This is a genomic window from Enterobacter sp. 4974935 (genome assembly GCF_058661735.1).
This window is the reverse complement of record NZ_JBZWGT010000003.1, coordinates 2,521,579-2,535,016: the sequence shown is the minus strand read 5'-3', so window position 1 is coordinate 2,535,016 and position 13,438 is coordinate 2,521,579. Positions and strand designations below refer to the sequence as shown.

Genomic DNA, 13,438 nt, shown 5'->3' with positions numbered 1-13,438 from the left:
AAATGGGCAAAGCAGAGGGCATCATGAACGATCCTATGTTTGTCGAAACGCTGATTATCTCCTCATCGTTTTTTATCATCGCGATTATTTTGATTGCTTCCGTGCTGCTGCTGGAAAACGGCTGACCGTTAGCCAGCCTCTGTATTTATTGTTTACGGAACGACACCAGTTCAGGACGGGCGATACGCAGATAGTCCTGGGTATCCATAATCACCGATTTTTCCAGCAGACCGGCGTTAAAGGCGATCTCGTCAAAGCGCTCAAACAGCAACGGATCGGCGACAAGCGTCAGATCCGGGTGAAAGCTGAAGGGGGGAATGGCGCCGAAAACGCAGCCGGTAAGCGCATCCACTTCGGCCGGACTGGCGAGAGATGCCTTAAGCCCTCCGAAATGGCTGGCCAGCAGGCTCAGATCGGCCTGCCGATCGGCGGCGAGGATTGCCAGAATATGTTTCTTAACGCCGTTGCCTTTTACCTTACAGACCAGCGCTTTTGCTCCCTGGCGGAGATCGGTCCCGCGAATTTCACTGACCGCTTCGCATTTCCCTACGGCCTCATGCGCCACCACACGAAAGTGCGCCTCCTGCTCGGTTAATAAGCTGATTAGCTGCTGATGGGTTGTCGTCCCGGTCACGTCATCTGACATAACGATTTCACCTGTGATTAGCCAATACGTAGCTTACTACATTAGCATGGGAGGGAGAGGGCTGAAAGAAAACAGCCAGCGGGAGCGCTGGCTGTTGATTCATGCGTTGCTGGTGGAAGACTGTTTCTGGAACAGTTCCCGGAAGACCGGATAGATGTCATCCTGGTCACGAATGTGCTGCATCGCAAAGTTATCGAACATCGCTTGCAGATGCTCATACTCACGCCACAGCGTCTGGTGGGCGCGACGGGTAATTTCAATGTAACTGTAGTAGCGCACCACCGGCAGGATCTTCTTCGCCAGAATTTCATGACACAGGGGCGAGTCATCCGCCCAGTTATCGCCATCCGATGCCTGGGCGGCGTAGATGTTCCACTGCGCCGGGTCGTAGCGCTCCTTCACCACCTCATCCATCAGCTTAAGGGCGCTCGACACGATGGTGCCACCGGTCTCCTGCGAGTAGAAAAACTCATGCTCATCCACCTCTTTCGCCTGAGTGTGATGGCGGATGTAGACCACCTCCACGTTCTTATACGTTCTGCTCAGGAACAGATAGAGCAGAATATAAAAACGCTTAGCCATATCCTTGGTGGCCTGATCCATTGAACCTGACACGTCCATCAGGCAGAACATCACCGCCTGGCTGGAAGGCTCCGGACGTTTTTCGTAGTTCTTATAGCGCAGGTCGAACGTGTCGATAAACGGTACCCGGTCGATCTTCGCCCGCAGTTCGGCGATCTCTTTTCGCAGGCGCTCCTCTTCCAGTAGTTGCGCCGGTTCGGTGTTTTCCACCACTTTCAGGTTGGTTTCCAGCTCGCGCAGTTCGCGCCGTTTGCCTGCCGTCATCGCCGTGCGTCGCGCCAGCGAGTTTTGCAGTGAACGCACCACGCTGATGTTGGCGGGCACCCCGTTTGCGGTATAACCCGCGCGATGGGTTTTGTATTCGTTGAGCTGACGGTGCTGATTCTTTCTCAGATTCGGCAGGGCCAGATCCTCAAACAGCAGGTCGAGATATTCGTCTTTTGAAATCTGAAAGACGAACTCATCCTGGCCTTCACCGTCCTGGCTGGCCTGTCCCTGACCGCTGCCAGAACCGCCGCCTCCGCCTTGTGGCCGCTCGATTCTGTCATTCTGGACGAAGTGGTCATTACCTGGGTGCACGCGATGGCGAAGGCCGCCACGCCCCTGATGAAACATCGGTTCGCTGATGTCATCGTTGGGGATGGAGACGGATTCGCCGCTGTCGACGTCGGTCACCGAGCGTTTGTTGATGGCCTCGGAGATCGACTGTTTAATTTGCGCTTTATAACGGCGCAAGAAGCGCTGGCGATTCACCGTGCTCTTGTTTTTGCCGTTAAGACGCCGGTCAATAAACCAGGTCATATATCCCCCGTACTGCATTTGCCAACTTGCAGCGTCCGTAAGTGCCGGACATTTTGTTGGCCCGGTAAGCGCGTTACCGGGCACTTGTTTTAAGACGATTTACGCACGCGCAGATACCATTCACAAAGCAGGCGGACCTGTTTGCGCGTATAGCCTTTTTCCATCATACGGTCGACAAAATCGTCGTGCTTTTTCTGCTCGTCGGTTGAGGTTTTGGCGTTGAACGAGATAACCGGCAACAGCTCTTCCGTGTTAGAGAACATTTTCTTCTCTATAACCGTGCGCAGTTTTTCGTAGCTGGTCCAGTTTGGATTACGGCCGTTGTTATGCGCTCTGGCGCGCAGCACGAAGTTCACAATCTCGTTTCGGAAGTCTTTCGGGTTGCTGATCCCGGCCGGTTTCTCAATTTTTTCCAGCTCTGCGTTCAGGGATTCACGGTCAAACAGCTGGCCGGTATCCGGGTCGCGGTACTCCTGATCCTGGATCCAGAAGTCAGCGTAGGTGACGTACCGATCGAAAATGTTCTGGCCGTATTCGGAATAGGATTCCAGGTAGGCGGTCTGGATCTCTTTGCCGATAAACTCGGCGTATTTCGGGATCAGGTAGCCTTTCAGGAACTCCAGGTAGCGTTCAGCCTGCTCCTGTGGGAACTGTTCACGTTCAATTTGCTGTTCCAGCACGTAGAAAAGATGTACCGGGTTGGCGGCCACCTCCGCGTGGTCGAAGTTAAAGACGCGGGAGAGGATCTTAAACGCGAAACGCGTCGACAAACCGTTCATCCCTTCGTCGACCCCGGCGTAATCGCGGTATTCCTGGTACGATTTGGCTTTCGGGTCGGTATCCTTCAGGCTTTCGCCGTCATACACGCGCATTTTGGAGTAAATGCTGGAGTTTTCCGGCTCTTTCAGGCGCGACAGGATCGAGAAGCGTGACAGCGTTTCCAGCGTTCCCGGTGCGCAAGGGGCATGGACCAGCTCACTGTGGTTGAGCAGTTTTTCGTAAATCTTGATCTCCTCGGAGATGCGCAGGCAATAAGGCACTTTGACGATGTACACGCGGTCAAGGAACGCCTCATTGTTTTTGTTGTTACGGAAGGTCACCCATTCAGATTCGTTCGAGTGGGCGAGGATAATCCCGTTAAACGGCAGGGCGGAAATACCTTCCGTCCCGTTGTAGTTCCCCTCCTGGGTGGCGGTCAGCAGCGGATGCAGCACTTTGATCGGTGCTTTAAACATCTCGACGAATTCCATAATCCCCTGGTTGGCGCGGCACAGCGCACCGGAATAGCCATAGGCATCCGGGTCGTTTTGCGCGTGATGTTCCAGCTTACGGATATCGACTTTACCCACCAGCGCCGAGATGTCCTGGTTGTTCTCGTCACCGGGTTCAGTTTTAGCAATGGCGATCTGCTCGAGGATAGACGGCCACACTTTCACGACGCGGAATTTGGTGATGTCCCCACCAAACTCGTGCAGGCGTTTTGCCGCCCACGGCGACATGATCGTACCGAGATAGCGATGCGGAATGCCAAACTCTTTTTCCAGAATTTGCGCATCCTCTTGCGGATTAAACAGGCACAGCGGATGGTCATTGACCGGGCTGCGCTCGCCGTTGGCGCTCAGCACGTAGATCGGCACGCGCTGCATCAGCGCTTTCAGCCGTTCAGCCAGGGAGGATTTACCCCCGCCGACGGGACCCAGCAGGTAAAGGATCTGTTTCTTCTCTTCCAGCCCCTGAGCGGCATGCTTCAGGTAGGAGACAATCTGCTCAATGGCATCTTCCATACCATAGAACTCTTCAAACGCCGGGTATCGGGCGACTACCCGATTCGAAAAAAGACGGGAAAGCCGTGGCTCCAGGGCAGTATCAACCATGTTTGGCTCACCGATAGCCATCAATAGCCGTTCTGCCGCATTGGCATAGGCACTGCGATCTTGCCGACAAATGGTAAGAAACTCCTGCAGTGTGAACTCTTCGTCCTTGGCAGCTTCGTAGCGCTGGCGATAGTGATCGAATATATTCATGGCATGCCGTCCTTTCGTTTTTTAGCACAGGATAAGAGCCGTTCGTATGAGTAGTGGAGGCTCCCGGAAGAGAATCTTTCGCACCTCACTGCCAGAGCAGCAACCTGTGTGCCAGGTCGAAGGCTATGAACCGCAGGGTGTTCAGCAAAACCTCTTCTTAAATTAAAGCGTAGATGGCAATTGCAAAACTTGCATACGGATAAAATCTACTTTCAATGACATATCAATAACTCATCCAAAAATTTCCACTGCGGTTATAAGCGAAAAGGGGGTTTTTCATTTATCGGTCACATAAATGAAAGCGGGATGTCATCTGAAAAATGAAAAATAACGGGTTAATCAAATGGATTCGCGCGCAAAAAATTTTGGGATGTACGGGAATGGCGGTTACACTTCACCCGCTGATTATTTGACTACAGGAAAGAATGGATTGTGACCAAACTCAAACTTCTGGCATTGGGCATCCTTGCCGCTACCGCAGCGAGCACCGTACAGGCTGAGAGCCAGTGGACTGTTGGCGCGGGTGCTGGCGTGATCAACAGCCCGTACAAGCAGTATGACCGCGACGTTTATCCTGTCCCCGTTGTCACCTATGAAGGCGATAACTTCTGGTTCCGTGGATTGGGCGGCGGCTACTATCTGTGGAACGATACGGCCGATAAGCTCTCCATCATGGCCTATTACGACCCAACGTACTTTAAACCAGGCGACAGCGACAGCAATGCGCTTCGTCAGCTGGACAAGCGCAGAAGCTCACTGATGGCCGGGCTTTCTTACGTCCATAATACCGAGTATGGCTTCCTGCGCACGGCGCTGGCGGGCGATACCCTGGACAACAGCAATGGCTTTATCTGGGATCTGGCGTGGCTTTATCGCTATACCAATGGCGCGGTGACCCTGACGCCGGGTATCGGTGTGCAGTACAGCAGCGAGAATTACAATGACTACTACTATGGCGTGTCTAAGGCTGAGTCTCGCCGCAGTGGTCTGAAGAGCTACAGCGCTGATGATGGCTGGGATCCGTACCTGGAACTCACCGCCTCGTATAACTTCCTCGGCGACTGGAACGTGTACGGTACTGGCCGTTATACCCGTCTGAGCGACGAAGTGAAGGACAGCCCGATGGTCGACAAGTCCTGGTCCGGCATCTTCTCCGTGGGTGTGACCTACAAGTTCTGACCAGAACGTGATGTATTAAAACGGGGCGCTTGCGCCCCGTTTGTTTTTTATGGTGCCTGATAAATATTAGCGCTTCACAATCTTGATCGTCTGGCCTAAGCGGGACGGTTTTTCTTCGCTGGTTTTCTGCGGGGCGGTCACGCACGCGGTTTCCACACACACGAAGGTCTTGTAACCGTCATCCGGGATATCTGCCATGCTGACGGAAAGGGCAGGGCCCGGGTTCCAGCCCACCACGTTGCTATGGTGGTGGTGAACCACGTCAATGCCGCGGTTCAACGCGCTGTCGTGGATGACGCTACAGGCTTCCGGGTGCAGATACACGCGGTCGGTACGGTCCGGGAAGCTCTGAACGCCGTCGTCCAGCCTGCCTTCTTTCGCGTTGTCCACTTTGTCGATAAAGGTATCGCCAAGTCCGCTCACCTTAACGGCCTGAATGTCGCCTACGTTGAAATAGGTGTGCAGGGCGGACGTTGTTTCGAATTCGCCGTGCGCTTCCAGTTCAATCTCGCAGGTTTTACCCAGCTTGAAGCGGGCATAGAGGGTGAATTCATGTGGCCACAGGGCGCGCGTTTCATCATTTGCCTGAAGTTCAAAGGTCAACACCGCGCCGTTATCATCTTCGTTGTGGGCTTTCAGCGTCCACTGCTGGTTACGGGCGAAACCGTGAGACGGCAATCCCTGCTGCGCTGACGGACCAAACCATGGCCAGCAGATCGGTACGCCGCCACGGATCGCCGCCCCTTTTTTGAACGAGGTGGCCTCGCTCAGCCACAGGCCTTCTTCTTCGCCTTCTGGTTTCCAGGAGAGCAGGTGGGCGCCATTGAGCGCTACGGAGGCTTTAACGCGCGGATGATCGACGACGATGATATCGGCGCCGTCAATCTGACGGCGGGAGAGCACAGGGGTAAGTTGTTCGACTACCGGAAGTGCAAAAATTTTATTAATCATTAAGCAATCCTCTGTCTAAAAACAATAAAAAAGGCGACCGAAGTCGCCTTTTAGGATCAAGCACTCATCTCAACTTATTTGGAGATGTGAGCGATCAGGTCCAGTACTTTGTTAGAGTAGCCAGTTTCGTTGTCGTACCAGGAAACCAGTTTCACGAAGTTGTCGTTCAGTGCGATACCTGCTTTAGCATCGAACACGGAAGTGCACACTTCGCCGTTGAAATCGGTAGATACAACGTCGTCTTCGGTGTAACCCAGAACGCCTTTCATTGGGCCTTCGGAAGCAGCTTTGATTGCTTTCTTAATTTCTTCGTAAGAAGCAGCTTTTTCCAGACGAACGGTCAGGTCAACAACGGATACGTTAGGAGTTGGAACGCGGAACGCCATACCAGTCAGTTTGCCATTCAGTTCTGGCAGTACTTTACCTACTGCTTTAGCAGCACCGGTAGAAGATGGGATGATGTTCTGAGCCGCGCCACGGCCGCCGCGCCAGTCTTTGTGAGACGGGCCATCAACGGTTTTCTGAGTAGCGGTGGTAGCGTGAACGGTAGTCATCAGACCTTCGATGATGCCGAAGTTGTCGTTGATAACTTTAGCCAGCGGTGCCAGGCAGTTGGTGGTGCAGGATGCGTTGGAAACGATGTCCTGGCCAGCGTAAGTTTCGAAGTTTGCACCGCGAACGAACATTGGGGTGTTGTCTTTGGAAGGACCAGTCAGAACAACTTTCTTCGCACCCGCAGTGATGTGTTTACGTGCAGTTTCGTCGGTCAGGAAGATACCGGTAGCTTCAGCTACAACGTCAACACCGATTTCGTTCCATTTCAGGTTAGCTGGGTCTTTCTCAGCAGTAACGCGGATGGTTTTGCCGTTAACAACCAGGTGGCCGTCTTTCACTTCAACGGTGCCGTCGAAACGACCGTGAGTTGAGTCGTACTTCAGCATGTACGCCATGTATTCAGCGTCCAGGAGATCGTTGATACCAACGATTTCGATGTCAGAACGTTTCTGAGCAGCACGGAAAACAATACGGCCGATACGGCCAAAACCGTTGATACCTACTTTGATAGTCATATATTCCACCAGCTATTTGTTAGTGAATAAAAGGTTGCCTGTAAAATTACAAAAACCTTACGCAGCGTCAAGCGGAATCGTGTCAATCATTGCGACAAATCAATCCTGTGACTAACGTTTGTGCGACTGACTCGCCTCACTTTCCCTTTGAGCTAGCAACCACATGGGGGCTGCGCCCGGAATTTTAAAGGCCTTGCAGGATTAAAATGTGAAATTGATCACAATTGCCTGACCGCCTTTTCGCGACACATAAGTTTAGATCAAAAGTGCACGCGCGGGTGTTAATGTTTTGTTAGAATCTGGGTTAAAAGATGTCTGTTACAACAGCGAGATGTAAGCATATGTCGAACCAACATAACCCCGACGATTTGAAAAAAAACCTTACAGAGATGCAGTTTTACGTAACGCAAAATCACGGCACGGAACCGCCGTTTACCGGGCGTTTGCTGCACAATAAACGGGAAGGCGTCTACCATTGCCTGGTGTGTGATGCACCGCTGTTTAACTCCCAGACTAAGTACGATTCTGGCTGCGGCTGGCCAAGCTTTTACGAGCCTGTCAGCGATGATGCGATCCGCTATCTGACGGACTCCTCGCACGGCATGGTGCGCACCGAAATTCGTTGTGGGAACTGCGACGCCCATCTCGGGCATGTCTTCCCGGATGGCCCGCAGCCGACGGGGGAGCGTTTCTGCGTAAATTCGGCTTCGATGAGCTTTACCGATGACGAAAACGGCGACCAGACCAAGGGTTGAAAAAACGATTCAGCAAATTATTCCTTTGAAAGGGAGAGATCGTGAATATTGATGACATGATTGCAGGCATGACCCCGGAGGTTTATCAGCGCCTGGTGACGGCCGTTGAGCTGGGAAAATGGCCGGACGGTGTGGCGCTCACACCTGAGCAAAAAGAGAACAGCTTGCAGCTGGTGATGCTGTGGCAGGCGCGTCACAATACCAACGCCCAGCACATGACCATCGACACTAACGGTCAGATGGTGATGAAAAGTAAGCGCGAACTGAAAGAAGACTTCGGCATCACGCCGAAGCCGATTGCAACCTTCAAATAAATCTCCCATGTAGGCCGGGTAAGGCGAAGCCGCCACCCGGCACACTACACCTTAGTGCGGGATCCCAAGCGACTCCGCCAGCTGCTTCGCTAACTGGTTGTTGTCATCCGCGCCATACTCCCAGAACATCGCCCCGGCGAGACCTTTCTCCTTGATATAATCGGCTTTAATCGCCACGGAACGCGGGTTCTCATAGGAGATCGCAAACAGCGCCTTCCCGTCGGCGGATTTTACCGACAGCCACGGCACCTTCGCCTGTTCGTCCCAGTGCTCGGTAAAGCGTTTCTGCGGATCGTTTAGCAGTTTGCGGACGATATCGTTGTATTTCACGTAGGTATCTTTGGTCAGGTCATAGCCAAGCGATTTGAACAGGCCCAGTTCCTGCGGCCCGAAGTAGGGCTGGGTGACCGGATTGTTTTGCGCGTCCGGTTTACTCCAGTCGATACCCGGTTCAACGGCGCGCTTCGGTACACGACCGTAAAAACCGATTCCGAGGTTCATTTGCTGCGGCTTAAGGCCGGCGGCCAGATAGTTATTCACCACAAAATCAACGCTGTATTTGTCTGCGGCAGCCACCGTTGGCCAGGCGCTGGAGTCATACAGATTCGCGTTAAAATACTGCGTCCCGTACGCCATGTCGTAGGTCATCAGGTTGATGTAATCGAGCAGGGGGGCAATAGCCTTCACATCCACCCAGCTTTTCGGACTTTCTGCATTTGCGCCCACCGCAATCGTGACCAGTTTTTTCTTACCAAACGCGTCACGCATCTCTTTTAACAGCGCGGTGAAATTATCCCGGTCGGCAGGGGTGCTCTCGACCAGTCCCCACGCGCCGTTGACCGGGAACTCCCAGTCGAGATCGATCCCGTCCAGGCCGTATTGACTGACGATCTGCTGCGCGGAGCGAATAAACACCGCGCGGCTCTCTTTGGTAGCCGCTGCGCCAGAAAAACCACGTGCGCCCCAGCCGCCAACGGAAAGCAGCACTTTTAAATTCGGGTTTTGTTTACGAAGCTGAGGAAGTAACGCCAGGTCGGATGCCACCTTGGGTGATAACCAGATTTGATGCAGTTTTGCCGGATCTTTCAGTGCAGGGTTGGTTTCGTCTTTCTCGTTGTTATAGACCAGACCAAACGAGTAGTTGAGGTGTGTGATCTGGCGGACATCGAGTTTATTGATATCGCCACCCGGTCCGGCGGTAACATCGCCACCGCCATTGAAGTAGCCCACGGACATCAGGGGCGCGGCGGAAGCCAGTGACGCGCAAAGCAAGGGTAATGCTGCCAGCAAGGGCAAACGTTTCATATAAGTTCCTCTTTGACTGAATAAAAATAACCACGCCACAGAAAAGGCGTGGCGAAAAAACAGCCTGAAGAGAATACCATCGCCGCCTCGCTTGTGATGCGAGGGAGTTCACTTTATGGGAGATCGGGGAGGGGGTTTTGCCGGGTGGCGCTGATGCTTACCCGGCCTACAAAACCAGAGAAAGTAGGCCGGGTAAGGCGAAGCCGCCTCCCGGCTAAAAAAGCTTACGCCTGCGTCTCCATCCAGTCAGCCAGCGTATACAGCGTTGCGCCTTCTGCGGCCATATCCATAAACGCCTGGGCGCTGTCATGCGGCTGAATATTCACCCCGCGACAGCCGTCGGTAATGACATTCACGGTATAGCCCAGCTGGAGCGCATCCAGCACGGTGAACTTCACGCAGTAATCCGTCGCCAGGCCCAGCACAATCAGCTCGGTGATCTCATGATGGCGTAACCATGCGTCCAGCGCCGTCTTCTGGCGGTGACCGTTATCGAAGAATGCGCTGTAGCTGTCGATGGTTGGGTTTTCACCTTTGTGGAACACCGCGTCGATGGCTTTCTGGTTCAGCAGCGGATGCAGCTCAGCGCCTTCCGTCTGCTGCACGCAGTGATCGGGCCAGAAGGTTTGCGCCAGTCCGTCCAGTTCGCCCTGGCTGTAAGGCTCAACGTTGTGCTGGCTGGCAAAGCTGCCGTGGTTTGCCGGATGCCAGTCCTGACTCGCCACCACCGCTTCACCACGAGCCTTACACCACTCAATCAGCGAATTCGCGACGTCTACGGTGCTGTCGCCTTCCGCGACGGCCAGCGCACCACCCGCACAGAAATCATTTTGCAAATCGACCAGTAACAGGGCGCGTTGCTTCATGGGAACTCCTTATTCGTCCGGCGTCAGTTCACCGCGCAGGTTTTGCATCATGGCGCGGCGAATGGAATCAATATCCAGATCCTGACTCAGTAAATAGTGAAGTTTAGTCAGCGTTGCCTCAACGGTCATATCGAAACCACTGATCACGCCAGCGTGCGCCAGGGCGTTGCCGGTGGCGTAGCCGCCCATATTGACCTTACCGGACATACACTGGGTGAGGTTCACCACCACAATCCCGCGATCGCTCGCCTCCTGAAGCTCTTTCAGGAACTCACCGTTCTGCGGGGCGTTACCCACGCCATAGGAGCGCAGGATCAGCGCCTTCACCGGTTGGCGCAGGAAGTTGCGCACCACGTCGGCGGAAATACCCGGATAAATCGTCACCACGCCAATCGGCTGCGGGGTGATCGGGTGAACGATCAGCTCGCCTGCAGTATTTGGCGCGGGCGGCGTGCCCAGACGACGGATATGGATCCCCGCTTCCAGCAGCGGTTGCAGGTTAGGTGAGGCAAACGCGTCAAAGCCGTCAGCGTGCGCTTTAGTGGTACGGTTCCCGCGGTACAGTCGGTTGTTGAAGAACAGCGTTACCTCGTTGATCGGGTAATTTGCGGCCACGTACAGGGAGTTAAGCAGGTTGATCTGCCCGTCTGAACGCAGTTCCGCCAGCGGGATCTGCGAACCGGTCACGATGACGGGCTTGCCCAGGTTCTCCAGCATGAAGGAGAGCGCCGAGGCGGTGAACGCCATGGTGTCGGTGCCGTGCAGGATCACGAAGCCGTCGTACTGGTCGTAATGGGCTTTAATATCGTCCGCAATATGCTGCCAGTCTTCCGGCGTCATGTCGGAGGAGTCCATCAGCGGCTCATATTCGTGGATGGTAAAGTCCGGCATTTCCGGACGGTGGAATTCAGGCATCAGCGCCAGCTGGCGCTGCAAGTGGCCAGAAACCGGAATATAGCCATTTTCTGAGCGCTGCATACCGATGGTACCGCCGGTATAGGCGACATATATTGATTTCTTCTGCATGGTAATGAGTTCTTGTTCTTCAAAAGAAAAAATCCCCTCTTAACGGGAAGAGGGGACGGTTTTTAACGCACGTTCGCACAGGTCAGGCAAAACGCGTAACGGCTTTGCGGATCGTTGAAAGTCGCGAGCTTATCGCTCTCCGCTTTCATGGCTTTAGCCGCCGTCGCCACCGGCGCCGGCAGATACGCCTGAAGCGCTTCCGGCAGCATGGCGCGGACGGAGCCGGACATGCTGTCCATGACCATATCGAAGAACGTCGGTTCGTCCTGATAATAGTCAACGTGCCACTGCTTGAGCTTCGCCAGTTCCGCCGCTTTCTTCACGGCATCGTCGAAGTCACCCAGGCTGTCTACCAGACCGTTGCTCTTCGCATCCTGGCCGGTCCAGACGTGGCCCTGCGCGATCTGGTCAATCTGGTCTGGCGTCTTTTTACGGGAATCCGCCACCAGCGTGATGAAGCGCTTATAGCCACTCTCAATGCTGAGCTGCATCATCTCGGACACCTCAGGCGGCAGAGATTTAGTCACGGACACATCCGCCAGCGGCGAGGTGGAAACGCCGTCGGTATGAACGCCGAGATAATCCAGGCTGTTCTCTACGGTGTTGATCACGCCGAAGATGCCAATCGAGCCGGTCAGCGTGCTTGGGTTAGCCACAATGTAGTTGGCTGGCGTCGAGATCCAGTACCCCCCTGAAGCCGCCATGCCCCCCATCGAGACCACGACCGGCTTGCCCGCGGCACGCGCGGCGGCCAGCTCAGCACGGATCACCTCGGAGGCGCTGACGCTGCCGCCAGGGCTGTTCACCCGCAGGACAATCGCCTTCACTTTCGGATCCAGGCGCGCATCGCGGATCTGCGACGCGGTGGTGTCCCCGCCGACGTTCCCCGGCGTTTCTTCACCGTCCATAATGGCCCCGTTAGCAAACACCACGGCGATGCTGTCACCGCTGTCATCCGGCTTTTTCGCGGCGTAGTCATACATGCTGATGGCGCTGTAGTTCTTGTCCTCTTTACTCCAGCCGAACTGTTTGGTCAGCGCTTTTTCGATTTCAGCGCTGGAACCCAGCCGATCGACCAGTTTGTTATCAAGCGCGTATTTCGCTGTATCGCCGTCCACTTTGCGCAGGCCCTCCAGCACACCGCGCGCGCCCGGGAAGACCTGCTCAGCGGTCATTTGACGGTTAGCGGCAATGGTGCCGAGATAGTTCTGCCACAGCTCGCCAATCCAGCGGCTGTCCGCTTCACGGGCGGCAGGGGACATATCATCACGGATAAACGGCTCCACGGCAGATTTATAGGTCCCGACGCGGAAGACGTGGGTAGTGACCTTCAGCTTGTCGAGCAGCGATTTGTAGTACAGACCATTTGTGGCGAAGCCATGCAGATCGACCGTGCCCTGCGGAGAGAGCCAGATTTTGTTAGCAAAGCTCGCCAGATAATATTGCCCCTGGGTGTAGCTGTCGCCGACGGCAATGACCGGTTTACCGCTGTCGCGGAATTCCCGCAGCGCTTTCCCGATGTACTGCATCGAAGGCTGATCGGCTCCGGCAAAATCTTTCAGATCCAGCACGATACCGGTAATGTTGCGATCGTCTTTGGCCTGACGGATCGTGTCAACGATATCAAACAGGGAGTTTTCCTGCAGGCGGTCTGAAGTCGCGCCGAACAGCTGGCGGCCAATCACGCCCAGACGGTTGCTGGTCGATGGCTTATCAACAATCACCCCGGTGATATCAAGGAGCAGTGCGCCGCGCGTCGAATTCTGCGCCTGGCTGGCGCTGCTGAGATGCATCCAGATACCTGCGCATACCAGGACCAGGAAGATGAAGAAGATATTCATCACCAGGTTGCGGACGAAGTTGAGCAGTCGCCACGTCCATTTAAAGAAACCGGCAAAGATTCGCCAAAGGGTTCGCAT

General features: G+C 54.5%; 13 protein-coding genes. 4 read left to right on the top strand and 9 right to left on the bottom strand.

What is annotated here, in order from left to right; translation table 11 throughout:
- Nucleotides 1-23 precede the first annotated feature (23 nt).
- Complete coding sequence (gene yoaI / locus AC4OVS_RS13355; RefSeq protein WP_017384693.1) at nt 24-125, top strand: small membrane protein YoaI; 102 nt, start codon at nt 24-26, stop codon at nt 123-125.
- A gap of 20 nt (nt 126-145) precedes the next feature.
- Here yoaI and AC4OVS_RS13350 read toward each other — a convergent pair whose 3' ends face one another.
- The 3 genes from AC4OVS_RS13350 to yeaG form a co-directional block, all read right to left on the bottom strand.
- Nucleotides 146-646, bottom strand: coding sequence for a YbaK/prolyl-tRNA synthetase associated domain-containing protein (locus tag AC4OVS_RS13350; protein WP_023299826.1), 501 nt, complete (start codon nt 644-646; stop codon nt 146-148).
- Nucleotides 647-745: 99 nt separating this feature from the next.
- Nucleotides 746-2,029 (bottom strand): YeaH/YhbH family protein, encoded by a 1,284-nt coding sequence (locus AC4OVS_RS13345; RefSeq protein WP_032676323.1) that lies wholly within the window; start codon nt 2,027-2,029, stop codon nt 746-748.
- Nucleotides 2,030-2,118: 89 nt separating this feature from the next.
- A complete protein-coding gene (gene yeaG, locus AC4OVS_RS13340; RefSeq protein ID WP_006809140.1) occupies nt 2,119-4,053 on the bottom strand; it encodes a protein kinase YeaG in 1,935 nt (644 codons plus the stop codon).
- Between the two features lie 432 nt (nt 4,054-4,485).
- Between yeaG and AC4OVS_RS13335 the strand changes: the two genes are divergently transcribed.
- Nucleotides 4,486-5,232 carry a MipA/OmpV family protein gene (locus tag AC4OVS_RS13335; protein ID WP_032676322.1) on the top strand — a complete coding sequence of 249 codons (747 nt, stop codon included), beginning with the start codon at nt 4,486-4,488 and terminating at the stop codon, nt 5,230-5,232.
- Nucleotides 5,233-5,298: 66 nt separating this feature from the next.
- Here AC4OVS_RS13335 and AC4OVS_RS13330 read toward each other — a convergent pair whose 3' ends face one another.
- Both AC4OVS_RS13330 and gapA read right to left on the bottom strand, forming a co-directional pair.
- Nucleotides 5,299-6,183, bottom strand: a complete 885-nt coding sequence (locus tag AC4OVS_RS13330; protein ID WP_022647789.1) for a D-hexose-6-phosphate mutarotase — start codon at nt 6,181-6,183, stop codon at nt 5,299-5,301.
- 74 nt (nt 6,184-6,257) lie between these two features.
- Nucleotides 6,258-7,253, bottom strand: coding sequence for a glyceraldehyde-3-phosphate dehydrogenase (gene gapA, locus AC4OVS_RS13325; protein ID WP_006809136.1), 996 nt, complete (start codon nt 7,251-7,253; stop codon nt 6,258-6,260).
- Nucleotides 7,254-7,594: 341 nt separating this feature from the next.
- Here gapA and msrB point away from each other — a divergent pair, with 341 nt between their 5' ends.
- Both msrB and AC4OVS_RS13315 read left to right on the top strand, forming a co-directional pair.
- Nucleotides 7,595-8,008: a peptide-methionine (R)-S-oxide reductase MsrB gene (msrB, locus tag AC4OVS_RS13320; protein ID WP_022647790.1), complete on the top strand. Its 414-nt coding sequence runs from the start codon at nt 7,595-7,597 to the stop codon at nt 8,006-8,008.
- Between the two features lie 41 nt (nt 8,009-8,049).
- The gene (locus AC4OVS_RS13315; RefSeq protein ID WP_022647791.1) at nt 8,050-8,322 is read left to right on the top strand and encodes a YeaC family protein; all 273 of its coding nucleotides are present in this window, start codon (nt 8,050-8,052) and stop codon (nt 8,320-8,322) included.
- A 51-nt stretch (nt 8,323-8,373) separates the two neighbouring features.
- Here the strand turns inward: AC4OVS_RS13315 and chiD are convergent, their stop codons facing one another.
- The 4 genes from chiD to sppA all read right to left on the bottom strand — a co-directional run bounded on the left by chiD (nt 8,374) and on the right by sppA (nt 13,438).
- Nucleotides 8,374-9,627, bottom strand: coding sequence for a chitinase ChiD (chiD, locus tag AC4OVS_RS13310; RefSeq protein ID WP_022647792.1), 1,254 nt, complete (start codon nt 9,625-9,627; stop codon nt 8,374-8,376).
- Nucleotides 9,628-9,851: 224 nt separating this feature from the next.
- Nucleotides 9,852-10,493 (bottom strand): bifunctional nicotinamidase/pyrazinamidase, encoded by a 642-nt coding sequence (pncA, locus tag AC4OVS_RS13305; RefSeq protein ID WP_017384686.1) that lies wholly within the window; start codon nt 10,491-10,493, stop codon nt 9,852-9,854.
- Between the two features lie 9 nt (nt 10,494-10,502).
- Nucleotides 10,503-11,519, bottom strand: coding sequence for an asparaginase (gene ansA / locus AC4OVS_RS13300; RefSeq protein WP_023305945.1), 1,017 nt, complete (start codon nt 11,517-11,519; stop codon nt 10,503-10,505).
- A gap of 62 nt (nt 11,520-11,581) precedes the next feature.
- On the bottom strand, nt 11,582-13,438 hold the full coding sequence (gene sppA / locus AC4OVS_RS13295; protein ID WP_023299888.1) for a signal peptide peptidase SppA: 1,857 nt from the start codon (nt 13,436-13,438) through the stop codon (nt 11,582-11,584).

Coding starts and splice junctions, on each gene's coding strand:
- gapA (WP_006809136.1), bottom strand. CDS start 7,253: ATGACTATCAAAGTAGGTATCAACGGTTTTGGCCGTATCGGCCGTATT.
- AC4OVS_RS13330 (WP_022647789.1), bottom strand. CDS start 6,183: ATGATTAATAAAATTTTTGCACTTCCGGTAGTCGAACAACTTACCCCT.
- AC4OVS_RS13345 (WP_032676323.1), bottom strand. CDS start 2,029: ATGACCTGGTTTATTGACCGGCGTCTTAACGGCAAAAACAAGAGCACG.
- AC4OVS_RS13350 (WP_023299826.1), bottom strand. CDS start 646: ATGTCAGATGACGTGACCGGGACGACAACCCATCAGCAGCTAATCAGC.
- yoaI (WP_017384693.1), top strand. CDS start 24: ATGAACGATCCTATGTTTGTCGAAACGCTGATTATCTCCTCATCGTTT.
- chiD (WP_022647792.1), bottom strand. CDS start 9,627: ATGAAACGTTTGCCCTTGCTGGCAGCATTACCCTTGCTTTGCGCGTCA.
- yeaG (WP_006809140.1), bottom strand. CDS start 4,053: ATGAATATATTCGATCACTATCGCCAGCGCTACGAAGCTGCCAAGGAC.
- pncA (WP_017384686.1), bottom strand. CDS start 10,493: ATGAAGCAACGCGCCCTGTTACTGGTCGATTTGCAAAATGATTTCTGT.
- msrB (WP_022647790.1), top strand. CDS start 7,595: ATGTCGAACCAACATAACCCCGACGATTTGAAAAAAAACCTTACAGAG.
- sppA (WP_023299888.1), bottom strand. CDS start 13,438: ATGCGAACCCTTTGGCGAATCTTTGCCGGTTTCTTTAAATGGACGTGG.
- ansA (WP_023305945.1), bottom strand. CDS start 11,519: ATGCAGAAGAAATCAATATATGTCGCCTATACCGGCGGTACCATCGGT.